Origin of the sequence: Arthrobacter sp. Y-9 (assembly GCF_029690065.1) — a bacterium.
Taxonomy (GTDB): Bacteria; Actinomycetota; Actinomycetes; order Actinomycetales; family Micrococcaceae; genus Arthrobacter_E.
In genome coordinates this window covers 2817184-2833575 of the sequence record NZ_CP121463.1, presented here as the reverse complement: position 1 = coordinate 2833575, position 16392 = coordinate 2817184, and the positions used below count along the sequence as shown (strand labels likewise).

Below are 16392 nucleotides of genomic sequence, written 5' to 3'. Positions count from 1 at the left end.
CGGTCACGCACATCTCGACGCAAGGTTCCCCATGTCTTCCATCATCGAAGCTGAGTCCCCCGAGGCGCTCAGCCCCGCTGTCTCCCCCCGGAGCAGCGGGGGAGTGGGCCGGTACATCCTGGTCCGCTTCCTGCTCATCTTCCCCACGATCTTCATCCTGGTCACCCTGGTCTTCTTCCTCATGCGGGTCACCGGCGACCCCATCACCGCGGCACTGGGCGGACGCCTGCCGCAGGACCAGCTCGACGCCAGGATCCACGAGGCCGGTTACGACCGGCCCATCCTCGTCCAGTACTTCGAATACCTCGGCCAGATCGCCACGGGTAACTTCGGCACCACCATCTCGGACCGCCGGCCCGTCGCGGAGATGCTCGCGACCTTCGGCACCGCGACCCTCGAACTCACCTTCAACGCCCTGGTGGTGGCCCTGCTGATCGGTATCCCGCTCGGTATGATCGCCGCCCACAAACGGGACAAGGCGCCGGACGCCATCCTGCGCTTCTTCGCCATCCTGGGCTACGCCACCCCCGTGTTCTTCGCGGGCCTGCTGCTCAAGCTCACCTTCTCCGTGGCACTCGGCTGGCTGCCGGTCTCCGGGCGCGCGTCCACCACGACGGAACTGGCCATGAGCCAGCTCGCGGCCCCCACCGGGATCTACTGGCTGGACGCCCTGCGCAGTGGGAACCTCGACGCTTTCGGTGACGTGGTCAAGCACGCGATCCTCCCCGCCGTCGCTCTCGGCCTGCTGACAGCGGGCATCTTCCTGCGGCTGGTCCGCACCAACCTGATCGGCACACTCGGGAAGGACTACGTGGAGGCCGGGCGGTCCCGCGGTGTGAGCGAGTTCCGGCTCGTCACCAAGCACGCCTACAAGCCCGCGCTGATCCCGATCATCACCGTGATGGGCCTTCAGATCGCCATGATGCTCGGCGGCGCGGTCCTCACGGAGACGACGTTCGAGTGGAAGGGCCTGGGCTACCAGCTGGCGCAGTACCTGACCGCCCGTGACTTCGTGGCCGTGCAGGGCATCGTGATGCTGCTCGCCGTGATCGTGGCCGTGACCAACTTCGTGGTGGACATCGTGGCCGCCATCATCGACCCCCGGGTGAGGTACTGATGTCTGCAACACCGACGACGCCGGCCCCCGCGCCGCAGCTTCCTCAGCGCGGCTCCTGGCTGCGCCGCCTTCCCGTCATCTCCCACTTCCGCCAGAGCGTCGGCCTCCAGCGCGGCATGCTCGTGCTGGGCACCGCTCTGACGGTGCTCTTCGTTCTCGTGGCCCTGCTGGCGCCGGTGATCGCGCCGTACGGCTACTCCCAGATCTCCGACGCCGACGGCACCTTCCCGGCGCAGGCGGCCCCCGGCGGCAAGCACCTCTGGGGCACCACGGTCGGCGGCTATGACGTCTTCTCCCGTGCGGTGTGGGGCTCCCAGACCGCGGTGATCGTGATCCTCGTGTCGGTGGCCCTGTCCCTCGTGCTCGGCGTGCTGCTGGGCCTGGTCAGCGGGTACCTCGGCGGCTGGGTGGACCGGATCCTCGTGGTCGTCGCCGACGCGATCTACGCCTTCCCGTCGCTGCTGCTCGCCATCGTCATGTCGATCGTGATCAGCCACGGCCAGTCCAGCTTCTGGGGCGGCGTGCTCGCCTGTGCGTTCTCCATCACCGTGGTGTTCGTGCCGCAGTACTTCCGCGTGATCCGTGCGGAGACCATCCGCCTCAAGGCCGAGCCGTTCGTGGAGTCCGCCAAGGTGGTGGGCGCGTCCCCATGGCGCATCATGGGCCGCCATATCTTCAAGAACGCCACCCGCACCCTGCCGCTCATCTTCACGCTGAACTCCTCGGAGGCCATCCTGACCCTGGCCGGTCTGGGCTTCCTGGGCTTCGGCATCGAACCGACGTCCGCGGCCGAGTGGGGCTTCGACCTCAACAAGGCCATGTCCGACGCCTCGTCCGGGATCTGGTGGACCGGCGTCTTCCCGGGCGCCGCGATCGTGCTGACCGTCCTGGGCCTCACGCTCATGGGTGAGAGCATGAACGACCTCAACGACCCGCGACTGCGCGGACGCCGCAGGCCGGGCCGTAAGAGCACGTCCCGCGCCGCCGTCGTCGGCTCCGCGCAGGGCGCTCAGAGCGCGCCGGGTTCGAACGGAAAGGAAGCCACCGCATGAGCGCGGCAGCACATCGCGGGACGACCGGTCCCGTACGGCAGGACGGCGAAGCCGCGGTCCTGGACATCGAGCACCTGAACGTCACGTTCGCCACCGATGGCGGGGACGTGCATGCGGTCAAGGACGTCAGCCTGGAGGTGCGTCCGGGAGAGGTCCTGGCGATCGTCGGCGAGTCCGGCTCCGGCAAGACCGTGACGGCACGGACCATCCTGGGCCTCCTGCCCGAGACCGCGACCAGCCAGGGCGCCGTGCTCATCAACGGCCAGAACGTGGTCAGCGTCAGCCCGGCCGAACTGCGGAGGATCCGCGGCCGGGATGTGGCGATGGTGTTCCAGGAACCGTCCACGGCCCTGAACCCGGTGTTCACCATCGGCTGGCAGATCGCCGAAGGCATCCGGGCCCATGCCCGCGACGGTCAGAAGGTCTCGGCCAAGGACGCCAAGGCCCGTGCGGTCGAAGCGCTGCGCAAGGTCGGCATCCCGGAGCCCGAGGTCCGGGTGGACTACTACCCCCACCAGCTCTCCGGTGGCCAGAAGCAGCGCGTGGTCATCGCCGCGGCGCTGGCGCTGGACCCCGGGCTGATCGTGGCGGACGAGCCCACCACGGCCCTCGATGTCACCGTGCAGGCCGAGATCCTGGAGCTTCTGCGGGAGCTCCGGGACGACTACGGCACTTCGATCGTGCTCATCACCCACAACATGGGCGTGGTGGCCGACCTGGCCGACCGGGTGGTGGTCATGTACCGCGGCGATGTCGTCGAGGAGGCCCCGGTCCGGACCCTGTTCGCCGAGCCGAAGCAGGATTACACCAAGGACCTGCTGGCCGCGGTGCCGCACCTGGGACGGAACTCCGCATCGGAAGGTGCCGAGGGGCGGCTGCACCAGGACGGCAGGATCCTCGTGGAGGCGAAGGGTCTGAGTATCGAGTTCCCGGGCCGCTTCGGACGCCCGGGGTTCAAGGCCGTGGACGACGTCAGCTTCACCATCCGGGAGCGCGAGGTCTTCGGCCTGGTGGGCGAGTCGGGTTCCGGCAAGTCCACCATCGGCCGTGCGATCGCGGGCCTGAACCGGGTCACGGGCGGCAGCCTGACGGTGTTCGGGCAGGAGATGGTCGGGTTCCGCGAGAAGAACTTCAAGCCGCTCCGCAAGGACATCGGGTTCGTGTTCCAGGACCCCGCGGCGTCGTTCAACCCGCACCTCACCATCGGGGAGTGCATCGCCGAGCCGCTCATCATCCATCGGAAGCCGAGCGCGGCAGAGGCGCGCAAACGCGTCGGTGAGCTGCTCGAATCGGTGCAGCTGCCGGCGTCGTACGCGGCGCGGTACCCGCACGAACTCTCAGGCGGCCAGCGGCAGCGGGCCTCGCTCGCAAGGTCCCTGGCCCTCAATCCACCGCTCGTGATCGCGGATGAGCCGACCTCCGCGCTGGACGTCTCCGTGCAGGCGAAGGTTCTGGAGCTCTTCCGGGACATTCAGGAGGAGTACGGGTTCGCGGCGCTCTTCATCAGCCACGACCTGGCGGTGGTGGACATGCTCTCCCACTGGGTGGGCGTGCTGCTCAAGGGCCGGCTCGTGGAGCAGGGCATCGGCAGCCAGATCATGGGCCACCCGAGCCAGGAGTACACCAAGCGGCTCATCGCTTCGCTACCCGTGCCGGATCCGGACGAGCAGGCGGCGCGCCGCAAGGCGTACCGGGCGGGGCTGACGGCTTGATCCTGGCTGCCTGACTCACCGCCTGACTCACCGCCGAGTTCGGGGGTCCGTGCCCAGACCGGGGTCTGCAAGCCCCGCCAACGGACGGAACCCCCGAACTCGGCGGATGGAACAATGGCGACATGGAACAGCTCGCACTCATCGTCGGATTGCTCTTCGCCACGGTGCTCGCCGTCGGTCTCGGGGACCGCCTCAAACTCCCGTACCCGGTCCTCATGCTGCTGATGGCCATGGTGATGACCTTCATCCCCGGGTTCCCTGAACTGGCGATCGACCCCGAGCTGATCCTCCCGATCTTCCTCCCGCCCTTGCTTTTCGCGACGGCGCAGCGCAGTTCGTGGCAGGTGTTCCAGCTGCGCTGGCGCACTCTGCTGTGGCTCGCCGTCGGGCTCGTGGTGGTGACCACGGTGTTCGTGGCAGGGGCCGCCTGGCTCCTCATCCCGGGCATCGGCATCCCGGCGGCCATCGCGCTCGGCGCCATGGTGGCCCCGCCGGACCCGGTCGCCGTCGAGTCCGTGGCCGGCAAGGTCCACATGCCCCGCAAACTCATGAACATCCTGCAGAGCGAGGGCCTGTTCAACGACGCGGCCGCCATCGTGATCTTCCAGGCCGCCGTCGCCGCGACCCTGGCCGGGCGGAACCTCGACGCGAGCCTGGTGCCGAAGTTCCTCCTGGGCATCGTCCTCGCCGTGGTCATCGGCGTGGCCATGGGCTATGCGGCCAAACTCGTCACCTGGCTCGTCACCGCGGGTGTCGCGCGCACCGCTGTGAGCCTCGTCGTCCCCTTCGCCGCGTACATCCTGGCGGAAGAGGTCCACGCGTCGGGCGTCATCGCCGTCGTGGTCGTGGCACTGGAGATGAAGCGACACGCGCGGCCGGAGGACGCCGCGGAGCGCGTGAGCCAGGCGGCGTTCTGGGACGTGGTGGAGCTGCTGGCCACCGGCCTGGCGTTCGGCCTGGTCGGCCTCGACATCCGTCAGGTCATCCACCATGAGGGCGCGGGAATCTTCGCGATGGTCCCAGCGGCCATCGCGGTGTGCGCCGTGGTCGTGGTGGTCCGGTTCCTCTGGACCTGGCTGTACCTGTCCACCCGGCGGTCGCTGTATCGCGGCGACTGGGTGGGGATGCTCAAGGACGTCATCATCCTCAGCTACAGCGGCATGCGCGGACTCGCCACCCTGGCCCTGGCGCTCGCTCTGCCGCTGGTGCTCGACGACGGGTCGGCCTTCCCGGCCCGCGACCAGATCCTGGTGACCGCCTGCGCCGTGCTCCTGGTGACGCTCGTGCTCCCAGGCCTCACCCTGCCGGCCCTCATGAAGGTGCTCAAAGCCCAGGACGACGGCGCCGAGGAGAAGGAGGCGACCCGCATGCTCGGCCGCCGGGCCCAGAAGGCCGCCATGCTGGCGCTCAAGCAGAGCGAACTCGTCAACCAGCTCACGCCCGAGCAGCAGGCCCTGATGGTCAAGCGCTTCAAGTCCCTGCACCTGGAACTGCAGGGCGCCGATCCGGAGCACCCCGGCAAGGGCCTCCCCGACGACCTGCGTGAACGCTTCGCCAAGGGCCGCGAACTCATGGTGGCGGCGCAGACCATCGCCCTCGACGCCGCCCGCCAGGAGGTGCTCGTGGCCCGCAAGGAACTCGGCATGGATCCCGAGGTGGCGGACCATGTGCTGCGCCAGCTCGACCTGCGGACCATGGTGATGCCCAAGGCGGACTGAGCCGCCCGCGCGCCGCTGTTCAGGCGCTTGCCGTGACTGGCGGCGTCGCGGTGGGCCGTGAAAGAGTTCCTGTATGACCCAGAACACAGAAAGCGGGCCCGGCATGGGCCGGATCATCTATGGCTGCATGGGACTCGGCGGCGCCTGGGAACCTACGCCGTACACCGAGGCGGACGTGGCGCAGGCGTCCGACGTCATCGACGCGGCCCTGGCGATCGGCGTCGAGCTGTTCGATCACGCGGACATCTACCGCTTCGGCAAGGCCGAGGCCGTGTTCGGCGAGGTCCTGGCGGCGCGGCCCGAGCTGCGGGACCGGATCCTCCTGCAGAGCAAATGCGGCATCCGGCTTCACGAGAACGGCCTCAACAACTACTACGACCTCAGCTACGACTCCATCATGGAGCGCGTCGAGGGCATTCTGAGCCGGCTCCGGACCGACCACCTGGACACGCTCCTGTTCCACCGGCCGGACCCGCTGCTCAACCGCGAGGAGGCCGCCCGCGCGGTGCGCGAACTCCTGGCGGATGGCCGCATCAAGGCGCTGGGCGTCTCCAACATGTCCACGGCGCAGATGGAACACCTTCAAGACGCGCTGTCCACCCCGCTGGTCGCGAACCAGCTCGAGATGAGCCTCGGCACCCGCGACTGGCTGGATTCAACCGTCACGGTGAATCACCGCCAGGGTTCCGGCAACCCGTTCCCGCACGGCACGCTCGAACACTGCATGAGCCGCGGCATCGAACTTCAGGCCTACGGTTCACTGGCCAACGGACGCTACACCGGGGGAGTGCCGGCTCAGGAGCTCAGCGAGGCGGACCGCGCGACGGCGGACCTGGTCCAGGAGCTCGCCGCTGAGTTCGGCGTGGCGCCGGAGTCCGTGCTGCTCGGCTGGCTCATGAAGCACCCGGCCCGCATCTCCCCGGTGATCGGCACCACGAACCCCGGCCGCATCGCGGCCTGCGGCGACGCGATCGCGGTGGCCGAACGGATGGACCGGCTGCAGTGGTACCGGCTCTGGATCACGGCCCGGGGCGAGTTCATCCCGTAACCGGCGGCCCGGCACGGCGCGTCCTTCCTGGCTATACCGGTCTAGGGCCAAGGTGACGCTTGCCGCTCGGAATCTGTGAGAAAAGTCAAATAAGACCAGATATGACTGTCCGGGGCCCACAAACGCTTGGGCGGGTGTGGCCCCGGACCGGTACCGTATTCTCATGAGTTCTTCCGTCACTTCCACTGGTCGTCCCACTCGAAAAGTCAGCCCGGATATCGCCCGTTCGTGGCTCCTGGTCAACGCCATGAAGACGGAACTCTTCGATGACGCCGCCGCCTCCCGCGCGGACGCCATCATCCTGGACATCGAGGACGCCGTGGACCCCTCGCACAAGGACGAGGCCCGCGACAACGTCCGCGGCTGGCTGGAAGCCGGCGGGCAGGCCTGGGTCCGTATCAATGACGCCACGAGCCCCTTCTGGGCCGATGATCTGGCCGGCCTCCGCGGCACTCCGGGTCTGCTCGGCGTGATGCTCGCGAAGACCGAGTCCGCCGACCAGGTGACCGAGTCCTACCACCGCATGGACGGCAAGACCCCCGTGATCGCCCTGGTCGAGTCCGCCGTGGGCATCGAAGAAGCCAACAACATCGCCAAGGGCCAGGGCTGCTTCCGCCTGGCCTTCGGCTCCGGCGACTTCCGCCGCGACACCGGCATGGCGGCGACCCCGGAGGCCATGGCCTACCCGCGGGCCAAGCTCGTGGTCGCCAGCCGCGTCGGCGGCCTGCCGGGCCCCATCGACGGCCCCACCGTCGGCAGCAACCACCCCATCCTGCGCGAGCAGAGCGCCATCACGGTCACCATGGGCATGACCGGCAAGCTCTGCCTCGCCACGGACCAGACGGCCATCATCAACGAGGTCATCAGCCCGACGCCGTCCGACGTCGCCTGGGCCACCGACTTCATGAACGACTTCGAGGCCAACGGCCGCGTGATCCGTGACGGCTCCGACCTGCCCCGCCTGGGCCGTGCCGAGAAGATCATGAAGCTCGCCACCGCCTTCGGCGTCACCCCGGCGCTCTAGGACTGACCTCGTTCATGCTGGGTGACTTCTGGGCGAGCGCGTCCACCGCATACAAGACCGTGGTGCTCAGCGCCCTCGGCTTCATGGTGGTGGGCCTCGGCCTGAACATCATCGGCCTGGTGAAGCACAACAACCCCCTCGCGATCGGCGCGCTCCCGGTCATCGGCGTGGGTCTCCTGCTCCACGTGGTGGGCATGGTGATCCGCACCCGCGAACTCCGCAAGGGCGGCCCGGGGAAGTAGCCCTCGCCGTCGTCCTTCACCGCGAACCGCCACGTGGTGCCCGTATCCGTCACGGATAGCGGCACCACGTGGCGGTTCGCGTTTCCGGGGCGGTCTCCGGTCCGGCGGGCCGTCGGACGATAGGCTTGTTCCATGAGTATCAATCCCGATCTGCAGGGCCGCAGCTACCCGGCCGCCGAGGTGTACGAGGTGGGCCGCGAGAAGGTCCGCGAGTTCGCCCGCGCCGTGAAGGCCACCCATCCGGCACATTTCGACGTCGAGGCCGCCCAGGCGCTCGGCCACGCCGATCTGGTGGCGCCGCCCACCTTCGCCATCATCGTGGCGCAGCGGGCCGACGCTCAGCTGATCGAGGACCCCGAATCCGGGATCGACTTCTCCCGCGTCGTGCACGCGGACCAGCGCTTCACGCACCACCGTCCTATCGTCGCCGGTGACCGCCTGGTGGCCGAGCTGCACGTGGACACCGTCCGCGGCATGGGCGGCGGCGCCATGATCACCACCCGTTCGGAGATCTCGACCGTGGACGGCGAGAAGGTCGCCACCACCACGTCGTCCATCCTGGTCCGCGGAGAGGGACAGTAATGCCTGCACTGAATCGACCTGCCCTGAATCGACCTGCACTGAATGAGCTGGAGAAGGGCCAGGAGATCGGCCGTCGCGTCATCGACGTGAACCGCGTCGACCTCGTGAAGTACGCCGGCGCTTCCGGGGACTTCAACCCGATCCACTGGAACGAGGCCTTCGCCCGGGGCGTGGAGCTGCCGGGCGTGATCGCCCACGGCATGTTCACCATGGGCTCTGCGGTTCAGCTGGTCACCGACTGGGCGGGAGATCCCGGAGCGGTCACCGACTACCAGACCCGCTTCACGAAGCCGGTCCTGGTCGAGGACACCACCGGGACCGACGAGCCCGGCGCGCAGATCGAGGTGGCCGGCGTCGTCGGCGCGCTCGACGAGGAAGCAGGGACCGCCCGGATCGACCTCACCGTCACCTTCGACGGGCAGCGGGTCCTCATGAAGGCCCAGGCCGTGGTGAAGCTCTCCGCATGACACAGCCGACGCTGGCCGAACTGACCACCACCCGCGTGGGCGGCCCCGCGGGCCGTTACCTGGAAGCGGACTCCGAAGCCGCGATCATCGACGCCGTCCGCAGCGCCGACGCGGCGGGTGAGGATCTGCTGATCCTCGGCGGGGGATCGAACCTCCTGGTGTCCGACGACGGGTACCCCGGCACCGTCCTGCGCATCACGTCGCAGGGCATCCAGGTCTCCTCCGAGGAGACGTGCGGCGGCGCCACCGTCACGGTTCAGGCAGGGCACCCCTGGGACGCGTTCGTGCACCACAGCGTGCTGCACGCGCACTCCGGGGTCGAAGCGCTGTCGGGGATCCCCGGCAGCACGGGGGCGACCCCGGTCCAGAACGTCGGCGCCTATGGTGCGGACGTCTCGCAGACGATCGCCCAGGTGCGGACCTGGGACCGTGGGACCAACGCGGTCCGGACGTTCACCCTCTCCGAGCTGGAGTTCGGGTACCGTGACTCGATCCTCAAACGGACCACGAGCAACGGGTCCCCGCGCTTCGTGGTGCTGAGCGTGACGTTCCAGTTCCCGCTGGGCCGGATGAGCGCCCCGATCCGCTACGCCGAGCTCGCCCGCACCCTGGGTGTGGAGCCGGGGGAGCGGGCCAACGCGCTGGAGGTCCGTCACGCCGTGCTCGAGCTCCGCAAGGGCAAGGGCATGGTCCTGGACCCGGAGGATCACGACACGTGGTCCACAGGGTCCTTCTTCACGAACCCCGTGGTCAGCGAGGCGGAGGCGGCCCGGCTGCCCGAGGACGCCCCCCGGTACCCGGCGGGCGACGGACTGGTGAAGCTGTCCGCGGCCTGGCTGATCGACCACGCAGGATTCCCGAAGGGCTTCGGCCTGGCCGAGGACTCCGTGACGGGCGGACGGGCCTCGTTGTCCACCAAGCACACCCTGGCACTCACCAACCGTGGCGGCGCCAGTGCTCAGGACCTCCTGGCCCTGGCGCGCGAGGTGCGGGGCGGCGTGGAGGCGGCGTTCGGCGTCGTGCTCCACAACGAGCCGCTGCTCATCGGCCTGGAACTCTGACCCTCACTCGATCGGCTGTCCCCACGCCGGTGGGGACAGCCGATGGGAGGGGAGTCAGGCTTCGGGTTCGTCCAGTGAGCAGGCGCGGCTGAAGAGCAGGTAGCTGAGGGCCGAGGCGCAGGCGCCCGTGAGGAAGACCTGGCTGAAGGCGAGGGTCTGCGAGGTGGGGCCACCCACAAGGAACAGGCCGATCACGGAGAACGCGATGGCCCCCGAGAGCATCATGAGTGCCCCGAAGTAGAAGCTGCGCACCATGACGGGCAGCTCGTTGCTGAGGGAGAGCTGCCAGCGCGCCGAGCGGGGCTTGTCCAGGGGCTGCGAGAACACCGCGCAGGCCAGGAAGACGATCGAGAGCGCCGCGGCCGTGGAGCCGATCACCTGGATGATCTGCAGCGTGCTCGAGACCTTCAGCCCGGACGTGATCGCCACGAACAGGGCCGCGCCCATCCCGAGAAACGCCAGGAACCACCCGGGCACGGCCAGGCACCGGCTCAGCAGGCGCATGTTCGGCCAGAGTTCTCCCAGGGTCACTCTTCCACCTTATCCGGTGCGGCGTCGCCGGCACGGTGTCGGACCCCTGTGCCTAGGATGACAGCATGGCCTCGACGCTGACTCCGCGGGACATCCCGCGCCTCCGGCTCCTCAGTCATGGGCTGCTGCCCGCGCCGGAAGGATTCCCCCGACCCGACTTCCACGCCCCGGAGGACGTGGTCGGCTGGATGACCGCCCTGCAGGGGCAGGATTGGTATTCGGTCCCGTGGTCGATCGGCGCCCGGTGGACCGGTGGCGCGACGACGGCGGCGCAGGCCTCCGCTGCCTCCGCGGCTGCGGTGCGCCAGGCTTTCGCCGACGGCCGGATCGTGCGCTCGTGGCCCATGCGCGGCACCCTGCACACGCTGCTCCCGCAGGACCTCCCCCTGTTCCACGCTCTGACCGCCGAACGTCTCCTGAAGTCCATGGCCGCCCGGCATCGGAATCTGAGCATCGTCCCGGAGGACTGGGAGAAGGCCCGCTCCGTGGTCCGCGGGACCCTGCGTGGCGGGGGTCGCGCCACCCGGGCTGAACTGTTCACGGCACTCGAGGAGTCTGGGCAGGGCACCCGGGAGCAGCGGGGCGCCCATCTGCTCCTGGTCCTGTCCATCACGGGGACTCTCGTGCAGGGACCCGCCGACGGCAGGGAACACCTCTTCGTGCTCCAGGACGAGTGGATCACGTCGCCGCGCGAGCTGTCCGTGGAGGACGCCCTCGACGATCTGCTGGAACGTTATGTCCGCAGCCACGGCCCCGCGACCATCCGCGACTTCGCCTGGTGGACCGGCCTGCCCCTCGGCCCGTGCCGTGCGGCGCAGCTTCGTCTCGGCGACCGGGTGCGCGAGTACGAAGGCGGCTGGCTGCTCAGCGCGGAGACGGCGGCTTGGTTGGACGCCAGGGACGGCGAGCCGCTGCCGGGTGCGCGGTCGTTCCACGTGCTCGCCGGGTTCGACGAGTACATCCTCGGGTACACGGACCGCACTCCCGTTCTCGCCCGTGACCACTTCGACCTGATCGTGCCCGGCGGCAACGGCATGTTCAAGCGCACGATGATGAGTGGCGGCGTGACGGACGGGACGTGGTCCACCGACTCGCGCGGCGCCGTCGTCCTTGAACCGTTCGATGGGGCCGGCGCCCGGCCGCACCGTTCGAGCGCGGCGCGAGCGGCCGCCTACCAGCGGTTCATGGGCACTCAGCGGGTGTAGGTGTTGTCCTTCCCGGTGTCCGAGCCGGGAAGCTTGACGCCGGAGGACCAGTTGAAGGTGTTCGTGTCCCCGCTGACGGTCAGCCCGCTCAGGGTGCCGCTGAGGACAACCGTGTTGCGGTCTCCGGTCACCGTGAGGGCCTGGACGTCGTGGGCGTTCAGCGAGCCGCCGTCGGCCCCGAGCGTGACCTTCCCGGCTTTCCGGCTGAGGGTCACCGTGGTGTCCGCGCCGGACACGGTCAGCGTGGCGATCTCGTCGGCGTTGAGACTCGCCTTGGCGCCCGTCGTCTCGACCGCATCCCACTTCTTGCCGATGACCGCGGCGCCGGACCCGGTGACCACGAGCTTCTTCGCTGAATCGATGTTCGCGTGAACATCGCTCCCGGAAAGGGTCACCGTCCCGCAGTCGCCGGTGAGGACGGCCGAGGAGTTCTTCGCTGAGATCACGACGTCCTCGCCGGCGGCGCAGCTGCTGTCCGCAGTGATCTCCCGCGAGCCACTCGCGGAGGGCGCCGTCGTCTCTGAGTCCGAGGCCTGTGGTGCGGAGCAACCCGCGACCGTGAGAGCGATCAATAGACCCGCGGCTGCGGCGCGAGATGAAAGTGCGGTGCGTGCTGAAAGTGCGGTGCGGGTCATGGCAATCCCCTGTGCGTGACGTCGACTGATGGCTCCGATCCTAGCCGCTCACGTGGATCTCGGGAGCGTGATGTCGGAGGCCGGCCGCGTGATGCCCTAGGCCGGCTGGATTCCCATGCGGTCCAGGGCAGCGCGCAGCCGCTCGACCGTGCCGTCGACGTCACCGAGCTTGTCCAGCCCGAACAGCCCGACACGGAACGTGGAGAAGTCCTCCGGCTCTCCGCAGTGCAGCGGCACACCGGCCGCCACCTGAACGCCCTCCTGCCCGAAGCGGGCTCCGGACTTCAGCTCGGGGTCGGTGGTGTGCACGACCACGACACTCGGCGCCGCGAACTCCGAGGACGCCACCGACGGCAGCCCGCGCTCCGCGAGAAGCTCCCGGACCCGCCTCCCGAGCTCTTCCTGAGCCGTCCGCAGTTCCGTGTAGCCGCGGTCCCGCGTCTCGATCATCTGGGCGAGGTTCCGCACGATCGTGTCCGTCGGCATCGTCGCGTGATACGCAGCTCGGCCCTCGCGGTAGGCCTCGGAGATGGTGAGCCAGGTCCGCAGGTCGAGGGCGAAACTCGTCGACGCGCGGGATTCCACGAATTCCCGAGCCGTCCTGCTGAGCATGACGTAGCCGACGCCGGGGGAGCCGCTCCAGCCCTTCTGCGGGGCGCTGAGCAGGACGTCCACCCCGAGCGCCTCCATGTCCACGAGCAGGGCGCCGGAGGCGATGCAGTCGAGCACCAGCACGCCGCCCACCTCGTGCACGGCGTCGGCGAGGCCCCGGACGTACTCGTCCGGGAGGACCATGCCGGCCGCCGTCTCGACATGCGGGGCGAACACGACGGCGGGCCGCTCGGCACGGATGGCGGCTACGACCTCGTCGAGTGGGGCAGGGCTCCACGCCTCCTGCGCGCCCTCGCCGTCCGGGCGCGCGGTGCAGACCGTGACGCCGGAGGCGATGGAACCGGCGTCGAGGATCTGGGACCAGCGGTAGGAGAAGAGCCCATTGCGCACCACCAGGGCGTGCGCGCCCGCGGCGAAGTGCCGGGCGACAGCCTCCATGGCGTAGCTCCCTCCGCCGTTGACGAGAGCGACGGCGTTCGCGGAGCATGCGGTGCGGAGGATCTCGAGCGTCTGCTGCATCGCGGTGATGAAGCGCTGGGACATGTGGTTCAGGGACCGGTCCGTGAAGACCACCGAGTACTCCAGCAGGCCATCGGGATCGACATCGGGACGGGGCAGCTCAGGCGTGGGCAGGTTCATGGCTCCATCGTGGCATGACCGGAGGAGCAAGCACAGCACCGGGGCTTTCTTGTGGACGGAGTTATGCACAGAGCCGAAGACCGCTGCGCCGCCCCGCGGGACGCCCGTACCCCTCAGACCGCACCCCCAGACCGCAGCGCCGGACGCCGCGCCCCGCCGCCGTCGTCGCGCCCGGAAAGGAAAGGCTGCCACCGGAAACGACGGAAGGCGCGGACTCCCGCAGGAATCCGCGCCTTCCGGTGACGCGGGGAAGCTGGAACCGTCAGAGACGGCCGGTCGCGATGCTGACCATGCGGCGCAGCGGTTCGGCGGCGCCCCAGAGGAGCTGGTCACCCACGGTGAAGGCGCTGATGTACTCCGGGCCCATCTCCATCTTGCGGATGCGGCCGACCGGGATGTTCAGCGTGCCCGAGGCGGCGACGGGAGTGAGGTCGTTCATGGACGCCTCCTTGACGTTGGGAACGACCGTGGCCCATTCGTTATCGGCGTCGATGATCTTCTCGATCTCCTCGACGGAGAGGTCCTCGCGGAGCTTGAGGGTGAGCGCCTGCGAGTGGGAGCGCATGGCGCCGATGCGCACGCAGAGGCCGTCCATGATGATGCGGTCCGCGTCGGTGGTGCCGAGGATCTTGTTGGTCTCCACCCCGGCCTTCCACTCCTCGCGGCTCTGGCCGTTGCCGAGGTCCGAGTCGATCCAGGGGATGAGCGAGCCGGCGAGCGGCACACCGAACTGGGCGGCGTCCACGCCGTCGCGCTGGTGGGCGAGCACCTTGCGGTCGATCTCCAGGATCACCGACGCCGGGTCCTGCAGTTCGCTGCTGACCTCGGCGTTCAGCGTGCCGAACTGGTTGAGCAGCTCTCGCATGTGCCGCGCGCCGCCGCCCGAGGCCGCCTGATACGTCATGGACGTGCCCCACTCGACCAGGTTGTTCTTGAACAGGCCGCCCAGGCCCATGAGCATGCACGACACGGTGCAGTTGCCGCCGATGAAGTCCTTCACGCCGGATTCCAGCCCGCGGTCGATGACGTCACGGTTGATGGGATCCAGGACGATGATCGAGTCGTCGTTCATGCGCAGCGTCGAGGCGGCGTCGATCCACAGGCCGTCCCAGCCGCGCGAGCGCAGCGCGGTGTGGACCTGCTTCGTGTAGTCGCCGCCCTGAGCGGTGACGATGATCGGCAGCTTCGCCAGGGTGTCGATGTCGAACGCGTCTTCCAGCGTGCCGGCGCCCTCAGCGAAGGACGGGGCGGCACCACCTGCGTTGGAGGTGGAGAAGAAGACGGGGTTCAGGCTGGCAAAGTCATTCTCTTCCTGCATGCGCTGCATGAGGACGGAACCGACCATGCCACGCCACCCGACAAAACCTACGGAAGGCACGGCTGCGTTAGTCATGACCTGATTTTACGGGGAAAGACGCCCGCGTTTCCGCCGGTTACGTCACACGGGCGTTGGGAACGGTGTGGAAGCGCACGACGGCGGGTGGTTGGGGGCGTGGCGGGGCCGGGCGGGTGTGGCGCGGGCCGGCGGTTCCGGGTGCGTCACCGGGATCTGCGCCCCAGTTTGTTTTCTGCGCCCCAATTTCTTTTGTGCGCCTCAATTGGAGCGCACAAAAGAAACTGGGGCGCAGAAATCCCCGATTCCAGCAAGCGACAGCGCCTACAGCGGATGACGGTGGACGGACGTCGTCAGCGATCGCTGGGTTCAGGAGCGCCGCGGCTCCGGCGGACTTTCCTCGCCCGGTATTCGTCCCGCGCCATGCCGAAGAAATACCAGCTCAGGAGGGCGGCGAAGGCGGTCACCACAAGGATTCCCCAGGGGGCCGGGCCGCCGTTCGCGAGGACGACGAACAGGACGACCAGAGTGCCGAGACCGAGCAGCACCATGAAGCAGAAGAGGATCCCCATGCCCCACCAAGTGCTGACCTGGGGGTGCCCGCGCCCAGGAGAGAACCCGATCTCATCCGCGGGGTAGCTGCGCAGCCCCTGGTCCTTGGTGTGCCGCAGAACGCGCTTCTCGCCGCGGGCGAGGGCAGCCTTGTGCTCCTTGATCACCTCGTCGTTGTGACGCTCGCGGTCATTGCTGAACGCCAAGTCAATCAGTCCTGCCGGATGAGCCGGATCTGTGCCAGGAGCGCTGCATCGTCCAGACCCGCTGTCTCCGTGACATCGTCGTCGGCGGCAGTGGACAGCCCGATGGTCCAGGAACCGTTCCCGTTCTTGATGTAAAGGGTTCGACCGCTGGCATCTTCTCGCCGACGGACAGTGGCACCGCCCCGGGGATGAACGCGGAGGTGTTCCCGAACGATGAAGAAGTCGGCTTCCGCGCCGGAGAGGCCGGGACGCTGAGCCATGGCCCACCAGGTCAGGTATGCACGGGGCTGGAAGAGGAGGTGTAGGTCGGGGCTTTCGATCCCGATCACGCTGTCCGTCAGCTCCTCGGTGATCAGGGAGATCTCCATGCGGCGCGTGGCGGAGGACAGCGCCGCGGCCACCGCTGCGGTGGGCCCGGACACGGCGATGTCCCCACCCGCTTCGACAGTGGCCAGACCACGGGCGACGAGCGACGACGCACCCGCTGCGACCATGTCGGGGTTGCCGACGTACTCCGAGACACGCAGTGCCTCAGCACTCGCGGTCGTCGCTTCGCTGGGAACCATGGCGGCCAGCGTCGCGATTTCGGCGAACCCATAACCGATGGTGTCCGGCTGGGTCTGGGATTCGGTGTGTTCAGTCATCGTTCTCTTCTC

17 protein-coding genes are annotated in these 16392 nt (G+C 68.7%); 11 read left to right on the top strand and 6 right to left on the bottom strand.

The features are described 5' to 3' along the window. The first annotated feature begins 31 nt into the window (after nt 1-31). From P9849_RS12820 to P9849_RS12775, 10 genes are all read left to right on the top strand, one after another. Nucleotides 32-1117 carry an ABC transporter permease gene (locus P9849_RS12820; protein ID WP_278267125.1) on the top strand — a complete coding sequence of 362 codons (1086 nt, stop codon included), beginning with the start codon at nt 32-34 and terminating at the stop codon, nt 1115-1117. After that, nucleotides 1117-2169 (top strand): ABC transporter permease, encoded by a 1053-nt coding sequence (locus tag P9849_RS12815; protein ID WP_278267124.1) that lies wholly within the window; start codon nt 1117-1119, stop codon nt 2167-2169. Before P9849_RS12820 ends, P9849_RS12815 begins: the two co-directional genes overlap by 1 nt. Then, nucleotides 2166-3881 (top strand): ABC transporter ATP-binding protein, encoded by a 1716-nt coding sequence (locus P9849_RS12810; protein ID WP_278267123.1) that lies wholly within the window; start codon nt 2166-2168, stop codon nt 3879-3881. Before P9849_RS12815 ends, P9849_RS12810 begins: the two co-directional genes overlap by 4 nt. Nucleotides 3882-4003: 122 nt before the next feature. After that, nucleotides 4004-5599: a Na+/H+ antiporter gene (locus tag P9849_RS12805; RefSeq protein WP_278267122.1), complete on the top strand. Its 1596-nt coding sequence runs from the start codon at nt 4004-4006 to the stop codon at nt 5597-5599. A 103-nt stretch (nt 5600-5702) separates the two neighbouring features. Continuing rightward, complete coding sequence (locus P9849_RS12800) at nt 5703-6647, top strand: aldo/keto reductase (RefSeq protein ID WP_278269162.1); 945 nt, start codon at nt 5703-5705, stop codon at nt 6645-6647. A 163-nt stretch (nt 6648-6810) separates the two neighbouring features. Then, nucleotides 6811-7671 carry a CoA ester lyase gene (locus P9849_RS12795; RefSeq protein WP_066211663.1) on the top strand — a complete coding sequence of 287 codons (861 nt, stop codon included), beginning with the start codon at nt 6811-6813 and terminating at the stop codon, nt 7669-7671. A gap of 14 nt (nt 7672-7685) precedes the next feature. Next, nucleotides 7686-7913 carry a DUF3188 domain-containing protein gene (locus tag P9849_RS12790; protein ID WP_278267121.1) on the top strand — a complete coding sequence of 76 codons (228 nt, stop codon included), beginning with the start codon at nt 7686-7688 and terminating at the stop codon, nt 7911-7913. 132 nt (nt 7914-8045) lie between these two features. Further along, on the top strand, nt 8046-8495 hold the full coding sequence (locus P9849_RS12785) for a MaoC family dehydratase N-terminal domain-containing protein (protein WP_278267120.1): 450 nt from the start codon (nt 8046-8048) through the stop codon (nt 8493-8495). Continuing rightward, entirely contained in the window at nt 8495-8962 is a 468-nt protein-coding gene (locus P9849_RS12780) for a MaoC family dehydratase (RefSeq protein ID WP_278267119.1), read from the top strand. Before P9849_RS12785 ends, P9849_RS12780 begins: the two co-directional genes overlap by 1 nt. Further along, complete coding sequence (locus P9849_RS12775; RefSeq protein ID WP_278267118.1) at nt 8959-10023, top strand: UDP-N-acetylmuramate dehydrogenase; 1065 nt, start codon at nt 8959-8961, stop codon at nt 10021-10023. Before P9849_RS12780 ends, P9849_RS12775 begins: the two co-directional genes overlap by 4 nt. A gap of 54 nt (nt 10024-10077) precedes the next feature. Here the strand turns inward: P9849_RS12775 and P9849_RS12770 are convergent, their stop codons facing one another. After that, nucleotides 10078-10554 carry a hypothetical protein gene (locus P9849_RS12770; protein WP_278267117.1) on the bottom strand — a complete coding sequence of 159 codons (477 nt, stop codon included), beginning with the start codon at nt 10552-10554 and terminating at the stop codon, nt 10078-10080. Between the two features lie 65 nt (nt 10555-10619). Here P9849_RS12770 and P9849_RS12765 point away from each other — a divergent pair, with 65 nt between their 5' ends. After that, nucleotides 10620-11759, top strand: a complete 1140-nt coding sequence (locus P9849_RS12765) for a winged helix DNA-binding domain-containing protein (protein ID WP_278267116.1) — start codon at nt 10620-10622, stop codon at nt 11757-11759. On the opposite strand, the gene P9849_RS12760 is transcribed toward P9849_RS12765, so the two are convergent. From P9849_RS12760 to P9849_RS12740, 5 genes are all read right to left on the bottom strand, one after another. Continuing rightward, entirely contained in the window at nt 11747-12394 is a 648-nt protein-coding gene (locus P9849_RS12760) for a DUF3060 domain-containing protein (protein WP_278267115.1), read from the bottom strand. The genes P9849_RS12765 and P9849_RS12760 overlap by 13 nt on opposite strands. A 96-nt stretch (nt 12395-12490) precedes the next feature. Further along, a complete protein-coding gene (locus P9849_RS12755; protein WP_278267114.1) occupies nt 12491-13645 on the bottom strand; it encodes an aminotransferase class V-fold PLP-dependent enzyme in 1155 nt (384 codons plus the stop codon). A gap of 262 nt (nt 13646-13907) precedes the next feature. Further along, nucleotides 13908-15038: an aspartate-semialdehyde dehydrogenase gene (gene asd / locus P9849_RS12750; RefSeq protein WP_278267113.1), complete on the bottom strand. Its 1131-nt coding sequence runs from the start codon at nt 15036-15038 to the stop codon at nt 13908-13910. A 293-nt stretch (nt 15039-15331) separates the two neighbouring features. After that, nucleotides 15332-15736: a hypothetical protein gene (locus P9849_RS12745; protein ID WP_278267112.1), complete on the bottom strand. Its 405-nt coding sequence runs from the start codon at nt 15734-15736 to the stop codon at nt 15332-15334. Nucleotides 15737-15741: 5 nt separating this feature from the next. Beyond that, entirely contained in the window at nt 15742-16380 is a 639-nt protein-coding gene (locus tag P9849_RS12740) for a hypothetical protein (RefSeq protein ID WP_278267111.1), read from the bottom strand. Nucleotides 16381-16392: the final 12 nt, after the last annotated feature.